Genomic DNA, 20,217 nt, shown 5'->3' with positions numbered 1-20,217 from the left:
GCACGTGCTGCCTTGGCCAGTGCAACGCCGCCGACCGACGTGGACCTGATCGCGACCAACACCGCCTATCGCGGCGCGCGTGCCCTGCTGGACCTGCCCATGGCGCTCGTTCGCCTGCGCCGCCTCGCCCGCACCCACGACGTCGCGTGGGTGCAGGTCAGCAACCTGCCCGATGCGTTCTATGTGGCGTTGGCCCGCATTGCCGGCATGCGCGTTCTCGCGACACCCCATTTCGGCGCCAACAGTGCCGTACAGCAGAAGGTACTCCGCCGCGGCCTGGTGCGCTGGCTCGTGGGCCGCGCGGATGGCATCCTTCTCCTGTTTCGCGGACAAGGCCACGAAATCATGATCCCTGATCTGCCCACGACGGTTCTGGGCACGTTCCTGCCTCAGTCGGCGCTGCGTGACGGTGAAGCGGACGAGACGGTGCAACGCCGTCCTCGTCACCTCCGGCTGCTTCACGCCGCACGGTTTTCGGCTGAGAAGGGCACGTTCCACATGCTGGCACTGTGCGCCCGGCTGCGTGCCGCCCACATTCCATTCGAGGCCCGCCTCGTCGGCCGATCCGATCCGGCAACCATGGACTCGATCGCCGAGGCGATCCGACAGGCCGGGCTCGAAGATGTGGTCGAACAGATCGACTGGCTCGACGAAGTGGCAATGCAGCAGCAATTGCGGTCAGCGGACGTCCTGGTCCATCTGTCTGCTATCGACAGCTTTCCCCTGATCGTGCTCGAGGCTTTGGCGGCAGATTGCCTGCCCGTGGTCCTGCCGATGGCGGGCGCGCGCGACATGGTCGAGGCCATGGGCGGGCTTTTGGCGGATCAAGCGGATCCTGCCTGCTCCGCGTTCGATCGATTGGCGGAATTGACGCCAGATCAGGTGCGCGCGATGGGTCGCGCTGCGGGGGAAAGGACACGTCGCGAATACGGCTGGCCCGTCATGGTTCAACGGGTGCTGACGTCATGCCGACAGGCGTTGGACCGCGTTTGAGCAAGGTGGCGGCGATGCCGTTCGCGGGATTGCGTTGGGGGACCAGCAGGCCCCGCAGCGTTCCGAGGGCAGTCAGGTTCCACTGACAGAATGAATAGACCCCGAGCGCAAGCGAACCACGCCGCAAGGTGAGGAACGCAAGTGGCACGACCAGCAAAGCCACAACAAGCCCATCCCGCCCGCTCCACATGGCGGCAACCAGCAGCACCCACCACAGGGCGACGATCGCCGTGACTCGAAGTGGCGCGAGCCGCCGAAGAACCCTTCCGAAATGTGGTCGTGCCAATGCCGCGCGCAAGACGGCCCCTGCACCATCCATGCGTCTCGAGACGAAACGACGGTACATCAGGGTATAGCCACCCTCGGTATAGCCGGCATGCGAAACAGCGGGCCGGTCGATCCGCGCCAAAGACCAACCGGCGGCATGAAGCCGCGCCGCCAGTTCGAATTCTTCGTAAGAGACAAGGTTGGCATCAGCGAAATAGCCGACCGAGCGGATGGCATCGGTCCGGTACAGGCCGCCGCCGTCCAGGCGATCGACCAGGCCTTCGCGCCGGTGAGGCTCGCGCGCCATGGCGGCATTGCGGATGCGAAACTCGGCGTTGGCAAGAACCGTCTCGATGACACGGCCACCCACGCCGGCGCAACCGGGATTGGCCTGAAGGTAGGCCAGCCCCGGTGCGAGAAAGTCAGCCTCGAGCACCATGTCGCCGTCCATCAGGTAGAACCATGGGGTCGCAACCCCCTGGAACGCCAGTTGCGCACCCGCACCGCAACAGCGCTGTTCTGGATCGGCCAGGCGCAGAATCGTGATCGGATAGTTTTGGGCGATCTCCGTCGTTCTGTCGGTCGAACCACTATCGGCTAAAACGACCACACCATCGAAAGGCGCGACCGCCTGAAGGGCACTTTCTATCGCCGCGGCGATGTGCGCCTCTTCATTCAACGCCTTGATCGCGACCGTTATCATCGAGATTCAGACTCAGTCCTACCAAGCCGACGAAAAGCACGCATCAGCAGGGCCGTCGAAACCCCCTCGCCGGCGCATATGGCCAGCATCGACCATTCCGGCGCTGCAATCAATACGGCAAGCAACGAGCCCACCAAGCTAATTGGCGCCGCAATGAACCTGGTCGATGCCAGGCGGTCGAACGCCCCACGGGCCTGCATTTCCATCGCTTCGGGCAGGCACCAGCAGCGGACCAGCATGGCCAGAACCCACAGCCATCCGGCCGTGCGCAGCGCGGTCAAATCGTATCGATCATGAAAGAATTGCGCCGGCCAGACATGGAGCGCGAGGTACGTAAGCACGACCGTCCCGAGCCAGAGCAGAAGCACCATCGCGCGGAACAGCCGGCGCGTGCTCAGCAACCGGTCGAGAGCCCCTTCGGCATGGAACCGCGCCATGCGCGCCCGTTCAAGCTCGCTAAGCGCGTTCATCGCCACCGTGGCGGGCTTGGACAGGACGGTGCTCGCCGCGATGGCGCTGAAACCCATCGGCCCCGCAACCGCGGTTACGATGTAGCTGTGCGCATTGCCGGTCGTCTCGGTGGCGATCAAGCCGACAAGCGACCAGCCGGCATAGTCGCGCCATATCGCACGATAGGCCACTACCGCCGAACGGCTGCCGATGCCGTCGCCACGTTCGAGGATCAGCCAGGCCAAGGGCAGCGTGCCCAGGATATGCGCCGCGGCGAGAATGCCGAGCACCAGGACCAGGTCCTGATTGCCGATCCAGTAAAGCCAGCCCGTCAGGACAAGGACGCAGGCGGTGTAGAGGGCATCGGACAGGACGACGCGGCCCTGCCGCCCCTTGCTGTAGCCTGCGATCCTCAGGAACTGGCGAAGGCCCCCTGACGCGACGAGAAGCGCAAAGACGAAGCTTGCCAAGGCAGCCGCGCCGATCGCCACGGCGACGGCGAAGGCGACCAGCGAACAGGCCAGCGCAAACCAGGGTTGCAGCCGGATGACCGCCTTGGCTGCCCTTGCCCCGCCCTCGCCACTGCCACCCGCAGCGAGCTTGGCCAGCGGCGCGGCGAACAGGGCCCCGCCGAGCCCCCAGACGAGTTGGCTGACGATCATCAGGAAGGTATAGCGCCCGAACCCGTCGGGCGGCATCCGCCGCAGCAGTGCGATCGTCAGGACGAACTGGGCGCCCGAACTGCCGGCCGTACCGACGAGGGCTGCACCATATCGCACAAGGTCGCCGGTGCGCGCCCATTGCCGAACAAGATGTTGCGGCAGGAACGCGCGCCGACGACCACCGGTCATGTCATGCGTTGGCGTTTTGATAATAGCTCGAGTAGCGGTTCAGGTAGTAATAACCCGAGGCCAGCATGTCCGAGGTTTCCGACACGGCGTTGACGATGACGCCGGCCGGGGCCTTGCCGATATCCTGCAGGGCATCGAGCGCGCTGCGCACGATCGCGACCGGCGTGGCGTTCCACTTGACCACGAAGACCACGACATCGGCCATCGCCGCAAGGTTGCGCCCGTCGGCCAGGCCCACGATCGGCGGAAGGTCGAGCACGATCTGGTCGTAGTTCTGGCGCGCCCAGGCCAGGAGCTTGGCCATGCGATCGTTGTCGAACAGGTTGGTCGTGCTGAAATAGGGCGCCTTGACCAGGATCATGTCGAGGCCGCCGTCGTCGGCATGGACGACGATGTCCGAAATCTCGGCTTCACCGCCGAGATACTCGACCAGGCCCTTGTCGCACACCACGCCCGAGGCTCCCGGAAGGGCCGCGCGTCGGACGTCGCAGTCGATGATCAGGGTGCGACGCTGGCTGTCCGCCAGCGAGCGCGAGAAGGCGAGCGACGATGTCGTCTTGCCTTCGCCGGGCAGCGACGACGTGAAGGCGATGATCGCGCTGTCCGTCGGCCAACCACGCGCACCGAACAGGCCGGTCCGTGCGATACGGAACGCCTCGGCGTAGATCGAGGTCGGCCGCTCGGTGATGAGCGCTGCCGGCTTGTCGTCCTTGACGTTCGGGATTGCGGACAGCAGGCGCTGCCCGAGCTTCTTCTCGATGTCGTCGGTGTTGCGGACAGAGCCCGACAGCAGTTCCTGCATGGCGATCGTGGCAGTGCCTGCGATCGCGGCAAAGATGGCAGCGAGCACGATGAACAGCGGACGATTGGGCGACGACGGTTCCTGCGGCGGCACGGCCTTGTCGATGATCGTGGCCGAGGACATCGAGTTCTGCGACGCCTGCAGGCTCGCCTGCGCCTGTTCGCTCAACTGCTTGTAAAGGTCGCGCTTGGCCTCGGCCTCACGGTCGAGGGCATTGGCGGTAACGGAATCGGCAGCCTGTCCGGTGCGGATACCCTCGACCGACTTCAGCGATCCGCGAAGGCTGTCGGCCCGCGCCTGCGCCGAAGCCGCAACCGAGCCGAGTGAGGATACGATCTTCTGGCTTTCCGCCGCGATCTGCTTGTCCAGTTCCTCGAGGCCGGCATTGGTCTGGCGGGCAGACGGATGCATCGGGCCGAAGTTGGCGTTAGCCTGCTGCTGCTGCTGGACGAGCGCGGAGCGCTGCGCCTGAAGCTGGGCGATGATCGGCGAGGCAAGGACTTCCTGTACCGAACCCACGCCGTGGCGTGCGGCTTGCGCCAGCGCCGACTGGTATTGCGCGCGCGCCGCTGCGGCGGTCGATTCCGCATCGGCGAGGCTCGAGGCGAGCGAGGGGACCTGCTGGTCGACCAGCGTGCCCGACGACGAACCGCTGCTCGTGCTCACGGTCAGGCCATGGGCCGCCTTGAAACGCGCGGCAGCATCATCGGCTTGCGTGATTTCCTGGCTGAGCTTCTGCAACTGCTGCTGATACCATTCGGCCTGCGCGCTGGCGACGCTGGTGCGCGAACCGACCGAGCCGGCGATGTAGTGCTCGGAAAATGCGTTGGCGACCTGCGCAGCCTTGACCGGATCGTTGTCAGTGAAGTTGACATCGAGCACATACGTCGTCTGCTCGCGCGCTACATTGAGGCGTCGCAGCAGTTCGTTGGCGATGCTGGTCTTGATGTCGTCCGGCGTCGCGGCACCCGCCTTTTGCGCCAATTCGACGAGGGCCGGATCCTTGGTCAATTGCAGGTCGTCGACCACGCTCTTGGCCAGTGCCAGCGAATAGAACGCCGCCACCTCGGTCTCGATCGCGCCGTCCGACAGGCCCGTCTTGACCTCGTTGGTCTGTGCGGCAACCGGATCGCGCGAAGGGTCGATGCGAATGTGCGTCGTGGCAATGTACTTCGGCTTCAGGACGAAGACGACCGCCACACCTACGACGAACAGCGCCGCGAATACGAGCGCGAAGACCTTCCAGCGACGTACGAAAACATCGCGAGCCCGCAAGATCACCTCGGCGAGCGTAGATTCTTCTTGTTGGGCTATTGCGATTTCCATGTCAGGCCTGCTCAGCTGCGTGTGTCGGGTGCATTAGATTTTGAACGTCGCGGATATACCGCCCGTCGTATCCTGGATACTGTAGTCTTGCGTTCGGGACGTCGTGTGACGGTTGGAGTTGATCAATCGCGCACCGAGTTCCCAATGGGGGGACACGAGATAGCGGGCTGTTAAACCCAGGCTCATGATGCGGGTGACCTGCGAGCTCGCGAAGTAGCTCTGGCGCTGGAAACCACCATTGACTCCCAGCGTGAAATTACGGCGCAGAGCGTGGGAGATGTTGCCGTATGCGTAATTTTGCAAAAACGGCGAGGAGTCGATCAAGCGTGCATCGGTGAACCGATGACCGGCTTCGATGCGAATGGTCGTAAGTGCACTGGGAAAGATTTCCGCGCGGCCTTCGGCGGTGAAACGCCCGATCGCACCGATCCCACCCACATCATACGTGCGACGCGAATACCCAGCTGCGACCGTGAGACGGGCCAAGCCCTGTATCTCGTATCGCACACCACCGACTGCGCGCACCCCGTCTGAATCCGAGGTCGAAATCGACGCTGTGGTCGGCCGACGATAGTCGAAGCGCACGTAGGCCATCTGGGCAAAAACCGTCAGGGCCGGGGTAAAGCTGTACTCCGCCTGCGAACTGGCGCGCATCACCGAATGGTTGCGCGCAGACTGGTCCGACTGTGTGCCGTCCACCAGTAAAATGCGCGCGAAGCTAAGATCAAGATATTCGAGCGAGGCAATAAATCGGCCTCGGCCGAAACTCGATTCGGCGGTAACAGATGCACTATTCTGCCGGATGGCCGCAACGGCCGCGGCATCGACCGTCAACTCGCCCGAAAATCGGTTGAGCGTGATCTGATTGGCTTGGGCTTCACCGGTCACGGAAAAACTGGACGAGACGTCAAGTTTCCCGGTGGCGGCGACCTCCCAGTTGTTTTCGTTACGCCGTGACTGCCCGATATAGCGGGCAAAATCAGCGTCAGCGGTAAGACCGACATAATGCCGTGACCAGGTCGAATTCGCACGCACAGCCGGGCTGACGGTCACGAACGGCGTGGCAACGTTCCGCACAGCGGAGACGTACGCATTTGTGGTGCCCGCCACTTCGGTGCGCAGCTGCGGGAAGATTTCGAAAGACCCGGCCCTGATGCCCCGCGCCGCCCAGTCTCCCTGGCCTTGCTCGGTCACACCCTGCTGGCGATAGGCTTCGTAGCCGTCGGGATAGGCAGGATTGAGCAGAACGGTTTCGGCGACCTGGGCCTGTGCCACCCCGGCGCAGACGAGCCACGTCGCAGCCGCAGCAAGCGAGCCGGTCGCGCGAAGCGCCGCGCGCTTTGCCGGTGCTGACCTGCCAGTCCAAGGCATCGAAATCGTCAAGCGAGCATCCTTGTCGCGCGGGATCATGATGCACGAGGCCCTGGTAGACCGACCGTATCAGACCCCCTTCAAATCAAACGTCAGAAATACCGCTCGGTCACGCGCAGCGTATCGCCCGGATAGATGCGCAGCGCTGGCGTCAGCGCGAATGCATCCTCGTGATCGCTGCCGGCGCGGCGGATGAACACGAACTTCTGGTTGGCGCGTGGGCTGAAACCCTTGGCGACGGCAATGGCAGCTTGGGCCGACATGCCGGGCACGTAGGGATATTGCCCGGCCAGGGCCACTTCGCCCAGGATGAAGAATGGACGGTATTGCCGGACTTCTGCCGTCACGCTCGGCGTCTTCAGATAGCCGGCGCCGTATCGCGTGGTCGCATCAGCGGCGACGTCTGCAGCCGTCTTCCCGGCAGCGGCGACGCGGCCGATCAAGGGCAGATCGACCATGCCGTCGGTTTCGACGGTATAGTCGCCCGCAATCGTCGCTTCGCCGTAGACCTGAACGTGAAGCACGTCGCCGGCATCCAGAACGTAGGGGGCAGTGGCAGGCGCCGCCTCGTACCGCTCACCACTGGAGATCAGTTGATGACCTTCGAGCGTGGAACACGCACTGGCGAGCAGGGCCGGGAGAACAACCAAGAATCGCAGAAATTTCACATTACCCCCACGGACTGCAAAAGGTTGCACGCCAGCGGAATGGCACGGCCGGTTTGCCTCCGCAACATTTTTCACCGTTTCCGATGCTGCACTGCGACATAAACCTGAGCAGCGTCCCCGCATATCGATTTACGCTTATGCATGCTCCCATTTCGCGCATTGCACCTCCAATTCAATGACTTCGAGCCCCGTCAATGCCGTGTTCCTCAACGCAGGGATGAGCTTCGGATTGCAATAGCTGACAGAGCATTCGCCAAAACGGCCGGGTACGCTCCCGATTTGGGATAAGGATCGTCGCGACCTCGCCTTGGCAGGCAGGTGACTTGGGCGGGCATTCCCCGGGTTGACTCACCGACACATACCGCCCCATGCGGCAAGCACGATGGCATTGCGCGAGACGATCCAGATGCCGCAGCCTGCGAGCGCGGCCGTGACATTGCGCATTCGCTTAGGCGCGCGCCATGCACTGCAGACGATCGGCTCGATCCGAACTCGGACGATCCGCCAAGGGCTCCGCGTTGCAATGTGTTCCGCCGTCCTGACGCTGCCGGCCGGTAGCCATCCGGTTGCACTCCTACCCGCTGCGCCGTGGTCGCCCGTGATCGATGGAGCCGCGAATGGCGATCCTGCAGCAGCCCGCTTCACCGCGCAGACGGCGCGGATCCTGGGCTCACCCTCGCCCGCGATCGAGCCTTTGGCATTCGCACCGCTACCAGCCGACCGGGCGCGCATGCTCAATGCAGCGATCCCGTTCGCCTCCTCGGTCGGCGCTGCTGCTTTGCCCTTTGCTCTGCGCGGGGACGCGGCCAGCCAAAGTCGCGCCGCGGACTGCCTGGCCGCCGCGATGATCTATGAAGCCGGAAGCGACGACCTCGGCCAGCGCGCGGTGGCGCAGGTGGTGCTTAACCGCGTCCGCCATGCCGCATTTCCCGCAACGGTTTGCGGTGTCGTGTTCCAGGGATCGGATCGTGCGACCGGGTGCCAGTTCACGTTCACCTGCGACGGCGCGCTTGGACGGGTGATCGATCGGCGCAGATTCGCGCTGGCCCAGGCGCGGGCATGGCAAATGCTGGCAGGGGGCGTCGTCAGACAGGTCGGCCTTGCCACCCATTACCACACCGATTGGGTGCATCCGATCTGGAGCGCCGAGATGGACAAGCTGTCAGCCATCCAGACGCACCTGTTTTTCCGGTGGCATGGCGCCTGGGGAAGCGACCGGGCTTTCGGCAAGCCTTACCGTGGCCAGGAGCCTGTCATTGCCGCACTGGCGGGGTTGTCGGATGCCCATCGCGCTGGCGCGCTTGTGGCCGGTCCTGTTCCGATGGCCTTCGATGAAAAGGCGGTCGAAAGCACAGGCGCGGCGCTCATACAGAATGGCAAGGCAAACACCGGTGTGCCGAACGGTCTCAATCCATTTGGATCAAGCCCGAGGCAAGCCCGCGTCGAAGCGATCGGCATCACGATGTTGCCCGGCGGCGACGGCGGTCGGCAATCGTTCCAGGCGCTGGGCCGCTGCGACGGCCGCCAGGTCTGCAAGGTACTGGGCCATGTCGAGGACCGATCCGAAATTGCATTCGTCTACATCCGCGACCGGCGCGCCAAGTGGATGGAAGTGATGCTGTGGAATTGCGCGATCTTTCCGCGCTCCAAAGCCGACGAGTGCCTTGGCCCCGATAACCGCCACTGGATTGATTTCGAAGGCTAGGGCGCGCGCTCGCCGGCTGTTACTGCTCGCGCGTAACACTCCAATGGCGAATCGAAAGCCCGCCGATGCCCTTGATCGCTTCGGAGCCGAGCGCGACGCCCCATAGCCATTCGTCGCCGCGGATCGTGCCGGTCTGCTGCAACCAGGCAAGCGCGGCGCGCATGTCGATCGTCCCGCTCGTCACGTCGCCGGGGATCTGCGGCGCAAACATGCAGAACTTTCCGTCGCGGCGGACCTCCCAGGCCCGGCCCTGCGGATCCGTGTAACGGCCGACAAGTTGCGCGGCCTCGAAATACCGGCGCGAGTGCGCCGGTGCATGGAGCAGCCAGCCGACCTCCAAGAGCTTTGCATCCGGATCGGTCGGGCTCGATCGCAGGTAGAATTCGGTAAGGACATTGGCATCGCCGTAACGGTTGTCGATCGACCAGGCGAAGTCCTGCGAGAAGCGGCGCACGGCGTTTACCCGTGCGGGCGGGATCGCCTCCTCCGGCTCGCCGCCATCGTAGTTGCCGTGCATGACAGCCTGGTATGACCAGACCCCCGGCCCGCTCCGCGGGGAGAACGGCAGCCAACGCCAATGCGTCGTCGTGTTGTCGGGGAAGCGCTTGAGATCGACGGCGATCGTATCGGCGTGGGGCGCCCACCAGCGGGTCAGCGCAGAGCGCTCGCCACCCCACGGCTGGGCGTAGGCAAAATAGAGACCTTGCGAATAGGGGGTCTTCGCCGCCACCACGACCTGGCCCGGACCTGGCCGGGCCGCTGTCGACCACACCGCCACTGCGCCGATTGCCACACAGGCGGCAAGTCCGCCCACCGCCCAACGCCACGCTTTCAACGCCATCTCCTTGCCGCAATGCAGCAAGGTGTGTAGCAGGCGCGGAGGCACTGCTGAAGCGATAAACCGCCGCCGCCTCGACCGTGACGCCGAGGCGAACGGATTTTCGGCTCAACCGGATCCATGAGAGTCAAAAGGATAGCGCGTGGCAACAAGGCTGGAATGGCTGGTTCGCGACGAAACGCTGGTTCTCCCGGCGCCCGCCCCCGCGAGCGGTCTATCGTCAGCCGATTTTACTGCCGTTGCCCAGCAACTGGCGCATCGCGACTTCAGCTTCACGCAGATCTTCAAGGTCGACCGCTGGCTGCAGGCCCTCCGCTTGCAGGGACGGGCGCCAGAGCACATGCGTCCGCTGCGCATCGCGGTGCTGGGGTCCGCAACGCTCGACCACCTGGTGCCCGCGCTGCGCGTGGTCGGGCTTCGCCATGGTTTCAATATTGATATCCAAGTCGGCGACTACGGGCAGTATCTTGCCGATGTCATGGACCGGAACAGCCCTCTCCATGCCTTCGCGCCCGACGTGGTGGTGCTGGCGCTCGATGCTGCGCACCTCGTGGGCGAGACGGTACAGCCCGACGGCGGGCGCGTGCTCGATGAGACGTTCGCCCGACTGCGTGCGCTATGGTGTGTGCTGGTTGGCGAACTGGGGGCGCAGGTCATCCAGCAAGCCGCTTTGCCCCGAATGCCCGCACTGCTCGGCAACAACGAACATCGGCTCGGCGGTTCGCCGGCTGCGCTGGTCCAGACGTTCAACGCGCGTTTGCGTAACGAAGCCGACGCTGCAGGTGTGGATGTTCTCGCGATCGACACGCAAGTGATGCGCGATGGCCTGTCGGCCTGGCACGACCCCGTCCTCTGGCTGAAGGCACGGCAGGAAGTTTCACCGGCCGCCGCCCAGCACTACGCCGAACTCACCTGCCGGCTGGTGTCTGCGCGCCGCGGCCGGTCGGCCAAGTGCCTCGTGCTCGATCTCGACAACACGCTTTGGGGCGGGGTCATCGGCGACGATGGCCTCGACGGTATCGCCATCGGGCAGGGCAGCCCCGAGGGTGAGGCATTCCTCGGGTTCCAGCGGTATGTTCTCTCGCTGATGGAACGCGGGGTGATCCTCGCCATCTGCTCCAAGAACGACGCGGCCAATGCCCGTGCGGCGTTCGAGCGCCATCCCGACATGCTGCTGCGGTCCGACCACATCACCGCATTCTTGGCGAACTGGGACGACAAGCCCACCAATCTGCGGCGAATTGCCGACCAGATCGGCATCGGGCTGGATGCGCTCGTTTTCGTCGACGACAACCCCTTCGAGCGCGAACTTGTGCGACAGACGCTGCCGATGGTGCGCGTGCCGGAAATGCCCGAGGACGCGGCCCTCTTCGCTGACCGCCTCGCCAGCGCCGGATATTTCGAAGCCGTGGCCCTGACCAGCGAGGATGCCGCGCGCACGCAGCTTTATGCCGCCAACGCCGCACGGGCGCGCCTGCGCGACGAGGCGACCGACCTGGCCGGGTATCTGGCCAGCCTCGACATGGTGCTCGAATGGCAGCGCGTGGACCGCAGTGGCCTGGCCCGCGCCACGCAGCTTGCCAACAAGACCAACCAGTTCAACCTCACGACCCGCCGCTACAGCGAAGCCGAGATGGCGGCGCTGATCGTCGATCCCGCCGCCTGCGTCCTGCAGTTCCGGCTCCGCGATCGCTATGGCGACAATGGCGTCATCGCCCTGATCGTGGCCATGCCGGCACAGACGCCCGCCACGCTGGAAATCCAGGCCTGGCTGATGAGCTGCCGGGTGCTGGGACGGGACGTCGAGCGGGCATGCCTTGCGGTGCTCGTCGACCAAGCCGCGGCAGCCGGCGTGACCGAACTTCAAGGCGTGTTTCGCCCTACGGCGCGAAACGACATGGTGCGCGACCATTATGCGCGCCTCGGCTTTACGGCCGTGTATGAGGGCGGTGACGAGATGCGTTGGAGGCTATCGACAGCAACGCCGGTCGCGTCGCCCGGGGCTGTCCGCGTTGTCCCGCAGGCGGCGGCGGGGGTCTAGCCAAGGCGGCATGGGGGCACGATGAAGCAGCAATTGAAGCGGGTATGGGTGCTGGCCAATCTGGTGCGGCTCTGGCCCAGCCTGATCGCCCTGGCGTCGAGCGCACAGGACGCGCCGATCCGCGCCGACATTCGTCGCTGGGCATCGATCCTGTTCAAGGAAGACCATCTCTCGGCCGGCGGGATACTGTGGCGCCATTGCTGGCTTATGGTCTTCTACCGCGAATACAGAAACCTGGCCTACCTGCGCCTGCGCCTTGCGCGCACTTACGGCTGGCTGATGCCCAAGCTCGACAGCCTTGCCATCTATGTTCCCGACCTGGGACCGGGATGTTTCATCCAGCATGGCTTTTCCAGCATCGTGTCGGCGCAGCGCATCGGCGCCAATTTCTGGCTCAATCAGCAGGTGACGATCGGCTATTCCAACGATACCGACGTGCCGTGGATCGGTGATGACGTGACCGTGCGGCCTGGTGCGCGGATCGTCGGTCGGCTCAAGATCGGCGACGGGGCAACGGTCGGCATGAACACCGTCGTCACCGGCAATGTTCCGCCCGGCGCGACCGTGTTCGGGGTGCCGGGACAGATCATCTGGCGCAAGCCGAAAGCCTGAGGACCTAACCGACGTGACCCGAAGCGAAATCACCGAAACCCTGACCGGGCTGTTCCGCGACATCTTCTACGATGACGATCTCGTCCTGCACGACGAAATGACGGCAAACGATGTCGAGGCCTGGACGTCGCTGACGCACATCAACCTGATTCTCGCGGTGGAAGAAGCGTTCGAGATCAAGATCCGCTCGAACGAGATCGAGAAGCTGACCAACGTAAAGGCGCTGATCGACCTGCTCGAAAGCAAGCTGGGCTAGGTGACGCCCGCGCCCAGCACGATGTCGAGGAGTTGCTCGGGCTGATCCGCCATGACGAAATGCCCCGCCTCGGCCTCGTGGTATTCCCAGGCCGGGTCTGCCCGCACCGCCTCGGCAAAGCGGGCGAAGGGGGTGGGTGACCCTCCGGTGGCGAAGACATAGATTCGGCGCCGCACGTGTGCCGCTTCGCCGCCAAGGCGCACGGCTTCGAGCAGGGTGAGCAGCGGATGCGGCGTGAGGCCAGGGTGCGCGAAGCCGGGAAGCGGGGCGACCGCGCCGGGCTGGTGCTTTTGCGAGTCGATGTAGTGGGCGTGCTCCCACTCGCCGGTGAGGTCCCACAGCGACTGGCCGTCGGCGGGCAGGAAGGCATCGACATAGACCAGCGCGTCGATCCGCGATCCGATCCTGGCAGCGACTCCGGTCACGACCATGCCGCCAAAGCTGTGCCCGACCAGCACGAAACGCTCGAAGCCCGCGTCGTCTGCCGCTGCGACGACGTGCGCGACATGGTCGCTCAGCGTGATGCCGGGGTGGAAGTTCGCGACATCGGCACCGAGGCCCGGCAGGTCGACCGCGACGACGCGGTGCCCTGCCGCGACCAGTTCGCGGACCAGCCTTTCATAGCACCATGCGCCGCCCCAGGCGCCGTGGACGAGGACATAGTCCGCCATCGCCACGCCCGTCCGGTCAGTCGACGGGGTGGCGGCGGTTATAGTCCTGGATCCATTCCACGGTCTTGCGCAGGCCGCCGAAGGGATAGAAGTGCAGGCGCACGCGGCCGTGTTCGGGGCCCAGTTCGCGCGCGAAGGTGTCGACCAGCTTGTCGGGGCCGGCGCTGCCGATGAGATTGCCCAGCGAAATGCCGTACTTCTTCATCACGCTGGCCGAGGCGCCGACGCCGCAGCGCGCCGCGAACGAGAGCAGGCGCTTGATGCCGGCAGGCCCGGGCACGCCGATACGCACGGGTGCGTCGATCCCGCGCGCGCGCAGCGCCTTGAGCCAGGCGAGGAACGAGTCGGCGTCGAAGCCGAACTGGGTGACGATCAGCGGGGCCATGCCGCGCGCCGAAATCTCGGCCACTTTCTTGTCGAGCACGGCCCAGCACTCGGCTTCGGTCATGTTGGGGTGGCCGTCGGGGTGGCCGCCGACGCCGATCGCGGTGATCCCGGCACGCTCGAAGGCGCCGGTGGCGATGAGTGCGGAGCTGTCGAAGAACGGGCCCTGCGGCTCGGCCGGGTCGCCGGCGACGATGAAGCAGCGGCGCACGCCGGCCTGCTCGACCACCGCCTTGAGATAGGCTTCGAACTCCGCGGCATCAGTGATGCGCCGGGCGGAGAAGTGGGGCATGGGCTCGAAGCCCAGTTCGCGCACCGCGACGGTCGCGGCGATCCGCGCGCCGGCTTCCTCGCCAGGAAGGAACGTCACGGCGACGGGCGTGTCGGCGGGGATCAGGGGCGCGGCCTCGCGCAGGGACTCGATGTCCTTGGCGGTCATCTCCAGCGAGTAGCCGTCGGTGATGCCGGCGGGTTCCTTGTCCCAATTGGGATGAATCTGCGCGTATGCCATGTCTGATCCCTCGCCCATGTCGTGTTTTTTGTATCTGGTCGCGGACCGCCCCCGCCGCCGAGGCGACGGGGGCTTGTCCTTGACGTCGGCCTTAGCGGCCGGTGCGCCAGCCTTCGGCGTACTGCTCGCGCGCCACGCGGCTGTACGGCACCGGCGAGACGATCGCGCGCACTTCGATCTGCTTGTGCGGCTCGACCGTGGTCTTCTTGGTGCCGCCGTTCTCTTCACCCCAGACGACGCGCAGTTCGGTGCCGACGGGGATCTCGTGGTCGACGGTGGCGAGGCTCAGGGCCTGCTTCTCGTTGTACGAGTAGCCGGTGAACATCGACAGACCGACGGTCTTGCCCGAGGCATCGACGACGCGGTCGTAGTTCGACGAGGCATAGTTCGCGAGCGGAACGTCGAAGAACTTGTACTGGTCGCCATCGGGGTTGAACAGCGAGGCCGTGATCTTGGCCATGTCCTCGGGGTTCCAGGCCAGCGTCACCTTCTTGCGCTGCTCGGCGGGGTTGAGCGCCTCGAGCGCCTCGCGACCGTGGAACTCGTGATCGAACTTCACGAACGAGCCGTAACCCAGCTCCCACGGGTTGAGGTAGTAGTCCTCGATGTTGTCCGACACGAACGAGCCACCGATCGAACCGGTTGCTTCATAGCTGTCGGCGCCGAGCCATTCGCGGAAACCCTTGAGCTTTTCGCCGGTGTAGATGGCGGGCAGCGGCGAGGGGATCCAGCCGGATTCGAGCGTGTTCGACGGGTAGGCGCGGCTGCCGCAAGCGACGAGGCCGAATTCCTTGCCCGCCTCGAGGATCGCGGCGCGGATCTCTTCCTGCTCGGCATAGGGACCCCAGATTTCGAGGCCCGGAGCGCCCGACATGCCGTGGCGCAGCGTGCGCACGGTCTTCCCGGCGATGTTCATGGTGCTCATGTTGAAGAACTTGAGCTGCTCGAGCGGGCCGCCATGCAGCTTCTCGATCACGGCCCAGGCATTGGGGCCCTGGATCTGGAAGCGCCATTCCTTGCGGCTCACCGGCTTGCCCATCGGGCGCATCGGCGAACGATCGTCGAGTTCGATCTCGCAGTCGTAGCCACCGGTGGCAGCGTGGTAGCGCAGCCAGTTCGAAGCGGGCGCGCGGCCGACATAGGTGAAGCTTTCTTCTTCTTCCCAGAAGATGATGCCGTCGCCGATGACATGGCCATAGGGCGTCGTCGGCACGTACTGCTTGGCCTTGTTGACTGTCCAGCCCTTGGGGCTGTTGATCATGGTGTCGGACAGCAGCTTCAGCGCGTCCTTGCCGCGGATGTAGAGGTTCACCATGTGGTGCGACTGGTCGAACAGCACGGCGGAATGCTGCCAGGCCCACTGCTCCGAACGCCAGTTCGAGAACTCGGGTGCGACCACCGGATAGACATAGGCGCCCAGCTGCGAGTTGCGCAGCATGCCGACGATGTCCGGCGTTTGCTGCAGAAGCTGGTCAAGATTGCTTGCGGCCATTCGATTCTCTCCCGACTGAAAATGGCTGGTTGAATTTTGTATGCAACACATACAATATCGCATCAGATTCGCAATGGCAAATCGTGCAGTCTGTGCGACACATGCGACGGGAGAGAGAACACCATGACGGCACCGCTGATTTTGACCATCTCGTGCACCGACGTGCCCGGCATCGTCGCCCGCGTCTCGGGCACATTGTTCGAGCAGGGCGCCAACGTGCTCGAGGCGCAGCAGTTCGACGACCAGGAATCCGGCAAGTTTTTCATGCGCGTGGTGTTCGATCCCGGCGAGAAGTCGGCCGAAATGCTGCGCGCCGCGCTGGAGCCTGTTGCGCAGCAATACGACATGGACTGGAACCTGCGCGACACTGCGCACAAGCGCCGCGTCGTGATGATGGTCTCCAAGTTCGACCACTGCTTGGGCGACCTGCTTTACCGCGCCCGCATCGGCGAGCTGCCGATGGAGGTCGTCGCGATAATCGGCAACCACCCCAAGGAAGCGCTGTCGATCTCGCTGATCGGCGACATCCCCTATCACCACCTGCCGATCACCAAGGACACCAAGCCGCAGCAGGAAGCGCAGGTGAAGCGCATCGTCACCGAGACCGGCGCCGAGCTGGTCGTGCTGGCGCGCTACATGCAGATCCTGTCGGATGACCTGGCCGCGTTCCTCTCGGGCCGCTGCATCAACATCCACCACTCGTTCCTGCCCAGCTTCAAGGGCGCGAAGCCCTATCACCAGGCCCATGCGCGCGGGGTCAAGATGATCGGTGCGACCGGCCACTACGTGACCGCGGATCTCGACGAAGGCCCGATCATTCACCAAGATGTCGAGCCGGTGACGCATGCCGACCGCCCCGACGATCTCGTGCGCAAGGGCCGCGACATCGAACGTCGCGTCCTGGCCGAAGCGGTGCGCCTGCACCTCGACGACCGCGCGCTGGTCAACGGCAACAAGACGGTCGTATTCAAGAGCTGACCGTCGACAGAGGAAGGATCGAACCGATGCAGGTGAATGCCCTCGACCACGTCAACGTGATCACCGATCGCCTCGACGACACCTGCCGGTTCTATGTCGCGCTGCTCGGCCTCGAGCGGCGCGACGCCCCTCCGCCGCTGACGCCGCAGAACGCGCAGTGGCTTTACGACAAGGGCGGGCGCGCCGTACTGCACATCAACAGCACCGATTGCCCCCGTACCTTCGATCGCACGGTCGAGCCCGGCGCGCTGACCGGGGCGATCCATCACGTCGCGCTCAATTGCTCGGGCCATGACGAAGTTCTGGCGCGGATCGCGGCGATGGGCCTCGATTGCCAGCGCAACTTTGTCAGCGCGATCGCCTTGCGCCAGATCTTCGTCGCCGATCCCAACAACGTACTGCTCGAGCTGAACTTCTTCGGCGATTAAGCAGCAGGTCCCGCGCCCGCCTCATGCCGCGTGGCCCTTGACCCCCGCGATGCGCCGTTCCATGCCGCGCGCATGGACCAGAACGCCGCCACGCTCGACCGTCTCGAAGCCACGATCGCCAGCCGGCGCGCGGGCGATCCCGATGCCAGCTATGTCGCCCGGCTCCACGCCAAGGGCCTGGGCAAGATCGCGCAGAAGGTGGGCGAAGAAGGCGTCGAGACGGTGATCGCCGCGCTCTCGGGCAGCGAGCAGGAGCTGGTCGGCGAAGCCGCGGACCTCGTGTTCCACCTCATGGTCCTGCTCGGTGCGCGCGACGTGCCTTTCGCGCGCGTGCTCGCCGAACTCGATCGCCGCGAGGGGCTGTCGGGCCTTGCCGAAAAGGCCGCCCGGCCGCGGGACTGAGCATTTCGCAAATCCGAACGACGAGGACGACCATGCCGATCGATGCCACCCTGCCCTACGACGACCAGAACGTCTTCGCCCGCATTCTTCGCGGCGAGATCCCGTCGCGCAAGGTTTACGAGGACGAGTTTGCCCTCGCCTTCCACGACATCGCCCCGCAGGCGCCGGTCCACGTGCTCGTCATTCCCAAGGGCGCCTATGTCAGCTGGGACGATTTCTCGGCGCACGCCCCGGCCGACCTCATCGCCGGCTACGTCCGCGCGGTCGGCACCGTGGCACGGGATCTGGGCCTGGTCGCGCAGGGCTATCGCCTGCTCGGCAACGTCGGCGGGCATGGCGGGCAGGAAGTGCCGCACCTGCATGTCCACCTGTTCGGCGGGGCTCCCCTCGGACCGATGCTGGCAGGTTAAGCCTTTCGCATTGCAGCAGGATGGCATAGGCTTGTCGCCTCCATCCGTCGCAAGGCAGCCACGCTTCGTCCATGCATCGCGCTGAACCGCCCTCCGGCCGGATCGACGGCCAGACCCACCTCTTCGGGGTGCGCGTCTATTACGAGGACACAGACCTGTCGGGCGTGGTCTATCACGCCAACTACCTGCGCTGGTTCGAGCGGGCGCGGTCGGACCTGCTGCGCTGCCTCGACATCGACCAGCGCGCCGCGCACGAGGCCGGCGAAGGCGCCTTTGCCGTGACGTCGATCGACTTGCGCTACGCCAGCCCGGCGCGGCTGGACGACGTGGTCGCGATCGCCACCCGGCTCGAGGTGCGGCACGGCGCCAGCTTCACCTTGCTTCAGGAGGCGTTCAGGGACGCCACCCTTCTGTGCAGCGCGCGCGTTCGTGTTGCCTTCGTCACGCCCGGTGGCCGGCCGCGCCGCCTGCCGCCCGCCTGGCAGGATGCCCTTGCAACCCTGCTAGACCCTTCCGGGACCGCTCCCGCCATGGACCTTGAGAAAGCCCAGTCATGATCTTGTCGACCCTTGCCGCCGCCGCAGGCGTGACTGCCGGCGCCCCCACTCGGTTGAACCCGGTGGCCCTGTTCCTCCACGCCGACATCGTGGTGCAGATCGTGATGACCGCGCTGGTGCTGGCCAGCATATGGGTGTGGATGATCATCGTCTCGTTCAGCCTGCGCATGGCCGGCGTCTCGCGCCGTTCCACCAGGTATGAGCAGGGCTTCTGGGAAGCCCGCGACATCGACGCCTACCACAAGGAAAACGGCAAGGGCGACGTCCCCTCGGCGCGCGTGGTGAGCGCAGCCCTTGGCGAATGGCGCCGCAGCACCGCCGGCAAGTCGCTCGATCGCGAAGGCACCCGCCAGCGCCTGCAGACTGCCATGGACAGCGCGATCGCGGTGGAGACCGACAGCCTCTCGGGCCGGCTCAACTTCCTCGCCACCGTCGGCTCGGTCGCGCCGTTCGTGGGCCTGTTCGGCACGGTCTGGGGCATCATGGACAGCTTCTTCAACATCGGCGCACAGGCCAATTCCTCGCTCGCCGTCGTCGCCCCGGGCATTTCCGAGGCACTCTTCGCCACCGCGATCGGCCTCGTCGCCGCCATTCCCTCGGTGATCGCCTACAACCGCTTCAGCAACACGGTGAACCGCTTCGAGGCGCGCCTCTTCCGCTTTGCCGACCGCTTCCACGCGACGCTCAGCCGCGAACTGGAGCAGTAAGCCGTGGCGATGAACATGAGCCAGGGCGGAGGCGGTGGCGGAGGCCGCCGGCGGCGTTCGCGCGGCGCGCCGATGGCCGAAATCAACGTGACCCCGCTGGTCGACGTCATGCTCGTGCTGCTCATCATCTTCATGGTCACCGCGCCGATGCTCACCGCCGGGGTGCCGATCGACCTGCCCGACAGCAAGGCCGAGGCGCTGCAGGAAAAGAAGAACGAGATCACCGTCAGCATGGACGCCTCGGGCCGCACCTTCCTCGACGACCAGGAACTGGCGCCGGGCGAGCTGGCCGACCGTCTTGCCGCCGTCCCCCGCCCCAACGGCGAGGCGCCGCTGGTGACGCTGCGCGCCGACAAGGGCCTCGACTATGGCCGCGTCATGGCGGTGATGGGCGAATTGAACGCGGCGGGCATGAAGCAAATCTCGCTGGTGAGCAACGGCGTGGGCAGCGCCCCGGCCGCCGAGGCCACGCCCTGATCCCATGGCGAGCCGCGATACGCCTTTGACACCGGCGCCGCAGGGCCGCCTCAGCCGCGCCGAGATGGCCGGGCTGGGCGTGGCCGTGCTCGCCCATGCCGCGCTGATCGGCGCGCTGACGCTGTCCCCGCCGGGCAAGTCGATCCAGCCACCGCCCGAGCGGATGACCGTGACGATCGCGGACGACGTGGCCGACAAGGCGACCTCGCCCGATCCCGCCGCCGAGGCCGCACCCGACATCGCGCCGCAACTGGGCGAGCAGCAGGCCGCCGCAGAGCCGGAGTCGGCGCCTCCCCAGCCCCAGCCGCAGCCTGCCC

21 protein-coding genes and 1 pseudogene are annotated in these 20,217 nt (G+C 65.4%); 13 read left to right on the top strand and 9 right to left on the bottom strand.

Annotated features, from left to right (window positions below; all coding sequences use genetic code 11):
* Nucleotides 1-39: 39 nt before the first annotated feature.
* Nucleotides 40-993: a glycosyltransferase family 4 protein gene (locus V7Q48_RS11760; protein ID WP_333838336.1), complete on the top strand. Its 954-nt coding sequence runs from the start codon at nucleotides 40-42 to the stop codon at nucleotides 991-993.
* Here V7Q48_RS11760 and V7Q48_RS11755 read toward each other — a convergent pair.
* The 5 genes from V7Q48_RS11755 to V7Q48_RS11735 all read right to left on the bottom strand — a co-directional run bounded on the left by V7Q48_RS11755 (nucleotide 941) and on the right by V7Q48_RS11735 (nucleotide 7,413).
* Complete coding sequence (locus tag V7Q48_RS11755) at nucleotides 941-1,963, bottom strand: glycosyltransferase (protein ID WP_333838334.1); 1,023 nt, start codon at nucleotides 1,961-1,963, stop codon at nucleotides 941-943. The two genes, V7Q48_RS11760 and V7Q48_RS11755, sit on opposite strands and share 53 nt — an antisense overlap.
* Nucleotides 1,960-3,264: a hypothetical protein gene (locus V7Q48_RS11750; protein ID WP_333838332.1), complete on the bottom strand. Its 1,305-nt coding sequence runs from the start codon at nucleotides 3,262-3,264 to the stop codon at nucleotides 1,960-1,962. The genes V7Q48_RS11755 and V7Q48_RS11750 overlap by 4 nt, the downstream gene beginning before the upstream one ends.
* Before the next feature lies 1 nt (nucleotide 3,265).
* A complete protein-coding gene (locus tag V7Q48_RS11745; RefSeq protein ID WP_333838331.1) occupies nucleotides 3,266-5,347 on the bottom strand; it encodes a GumC family protein in 2,082 nt (693 codons plus the stop codon).
* A 78-nt stretch (nucleotides 5,348-5,425) separates the two neighbouring features.
* Nucleotides 5,426-6,802, bottom strand: coding sequence for an outer membrane beta-barrel protein (locus V7Q48_RS11740; protein WP_333838329.1), 1,377 nt, complete (start codon nucleotides 6,800-6,802; stop codon nucleotides 5,426-5,428).
* Between the two features lie 53 nt (nucleotides 6,803-6,855).
* Nucleotides 6,856-7,413, bottom strand: a complete 558-nt coding sequence (locus V7Q48_RS11735; protein WP_333838327.1) for a polysaccharide biosynthesis/export family protein — start codon at nucleotides 7,411-7,413, stop codon at nucleotides 6,856-6,858.
* 400 nt (nucleotides 7,414-7,813) lie between these two features.
* Between V7Q48_RS11735 and V7Q48_RS11730 the strand changes: the two genes are divergently transcribed.
* Complete coding sequence (locus V7Q48_RS11730; protein WP_333838326.1) at nucleotides 7,814-9,136, top strand: cell wall hydrolase; 1,323 nt, start codon at nucleotides 7,814-7,816, stop codon at nucleotides 9,134-9,136.
* 19 nt (nucleotides 9,137-9,155) lie between these two features.
* Here the strand turns inward: V7Q48_RS11730 and V7Q48_RS11725 are convergent, their stop codons facing one another.
* Nucleotides 9,156-9,971 (bottom strand): hypothetical protein, encoded by an 816-nt coding sequence (locus V7Q48_RS11725; protein WP_333838324.1) that lies wholly within the window; start codon nucleotides 9,969-9,971, stop codon nucleotides 9,156-9,158.
* A gap of 145 nt (nucleotides 9,972-10,116) precedes the next feature.
* Between V7Q48_RS11725 and V7Q48_RS11720 the strand changes: the two genes are divergently transcribed.
* From V7Q48_RS11720 to V7Q48_RS11710, 3 genes are read left to right on the top strand one after another with little or no spacing between them, the layout of a single operon-like run.
* The gene (locus V7Q48_RS11720; protein ID WP_333838323.1) at nucleotides 10,117-12,015 is read left to right on the top strand and encodes an HAD-IIIC family phosphatase; all 1,899 of its coding nucleotides are present in this window, start codon (nucleotides 10,117-10,119) and stop codon (nucleotides 12,013-12,015) included.
* 21 nt (nucleotides 12,016-12,036) lie between these two features.
* On the top strand, nucleotides 12,037-12,627 hold the full coding sequence (locus V7Q48_RS11715; protein ID WP_333838322.1) for a hypothetical protein: 591 nt from the start codon (nucleotides 12,037-12,039) through the stop codon (nucleotides 12,625-12,627).
* Between the two features lie 13 nt (nucleotides 12,628-12,640).
* Nucleotides 12,641-12,883, top strand: coding sequence for an acyl carrier protein (locus V7Q48_RS11710; RefSeq protein WP_333838320.1), 243 nt, complete (start codon nucleotides 12,641-12,643; stop codon nucleotides 12,881-12,883).
* Here the strand turns inward: V7Q48_RS11710 and V7Q48_RS11705 are convergent.
* From V7Q48_RS11705 to ligM, 3 genes are all read right to left on the bottom strand, one after another.
* Nucleotides 12,880-13,554, bottom strand: coding sequence for an alpha/beta fold hydrolase (locus V7Q48_RS11705; RefSeq protein WP_333838318.1), 675 nt, complete (start codon nucleotides 13,552-13,554; stop codon nucleotides 12,880-12,882). The two genes, V7Q48_RS11710 and V7Q48_RS11705, sit on opposite strands and share 4 nt — an antisense overlap.
* A gap of 16 nt (nucleotides 13,555-13,570) precedes the next feature.
* Nucleotides 13,571-14,449, bottom strand: coding sequence for a methylenetetrahydrofolate reductase (locus tag V7Q48_RS11700; protein ID WP_333838317.1), 879 nt, complete (start codon nucleotides 14,447-14,449; stop codon nucleotides 13,571-13,573).
* 91 nt (nucleotides 14,450-14,540) lie between these two features.
* Entirely contained in the window at nucleotides 14,541-15,941 is a 1,401-nt protein-coding gene (ligM, locus tag V7Q48_RS11695; protein ID WP_333838316.1) for a vanillate/3-O-methylgallate O-demethylase, read from the bottom strand.
* 123 nt (nucleotides 15,942-16,064) lie between these two features.
* On the opposite strand from ligM, the gene purU reads away from it, so the two are divergent.
* From purU to V7Q48_RS11655, 8 genes and pseudogenes are all read left to right on the top strand, one after another.
* Complete coding sequence (gene purU / locus V7Q48_RS11690) at nucleotides 16,065-16,919, top strand: formyltetrahydrofolate deformylase (RefSeq protein WP_333838315.1); 855 nt, start codon at nucleotides 16,065-16,067, stop codon at nucleotides 16,917-16,919.
* A 26-nt stretch (nucleotides 16,920-16,945) separates the two neighbouring features.
* Entirely contained in the window at nucleotides 16,946-17,347 is a 402-nt protein-coding gene (locus tag V7Q48_RS11685; protein WP_333838314.1) for a VOC family protein, read from the top strand.
* A 72-nt stretch (nucleotides 17,348-17,419) separates the two neighbouring features.
* Nucleotides 17,420-17,749: a phosphoribosyl-ATP diphosphatase gene (locus tag V7Q48_RS11680; protein WP_333838415.1), complete on the top strand. Its 330-nt coding sequence runs from the start codon at nucleotides 17,420-17,422 to the stop codon at nucleotides 17,747-17,749.
* A gap of 32 nt (nucleotides 17,750-17,781) precedes the next feature.
* Entirely contained in the window at nucleotides 17,782-18,159 is a 378-nt protein-coding gene (locus V7Q48_RS11675) for a histidine triad nucleotide-binding protein (protein WP_333838312.1), read from the top strand.
* 71 nt (nucleotides 18,160-18,230) lie between these two features.
* A complete protein-coding gene (locus V7Q48_RS11670; RefSeq protein ID WP_333838311.1) occupies nucleotides 18,231-18,716 on the top strand; it encodes a YbgC/FadM family acyl-CoA thioesterase in 486 nt (161 codons plus the stop codon).
* Entirely contained in the window at nucleotides 18,713-19,423 is a 711-nt protein-coding gene (gene tolQ, locus V7Q48_RS11665; RefSeq protein ID WP_333838310.1) for a protein TolQ, read from the top strand. The genes V7Q48_RS11670 and tolQ overlap by 4 nt, the downstream gene beginning before the upstream one ends.
* Nucleotides 19,424-19,438: 15 nt before the next feature.
* Nucleotides 19,439-19,900, top strand: a complete 462-nt coding sequence (locus tag V7Q48_RS11660) for an ExbD/TolR family protein (protein ID WP_442947127.1) — start codon at nucleotides 19,439-19,441, stop codon at nucleotides 19,898-19,900.
* Between the two features lie 4 nt (nucleotides 19,901-19,904).
* Nucleotides 19,905-20,217, top strand: a pseudogene (locus V7Q48_RS11655) (hypothetical protein); the annotation flags it as partial.

It is taken from the genome of Novosphingobium sp., assembly GCF_036803765.1.
Taxonomy (GTDB): domain Bacteria; phylum Pseudomonadota; class Alphaproteobacteria; order Sphingomonadales; family Sphingomonadaceae; genus Novosphingobium.
Note: the sequence above shows the minus strand (reverse complement) of the source record. Positions and strands in the feature narration are given on the sequence as shown.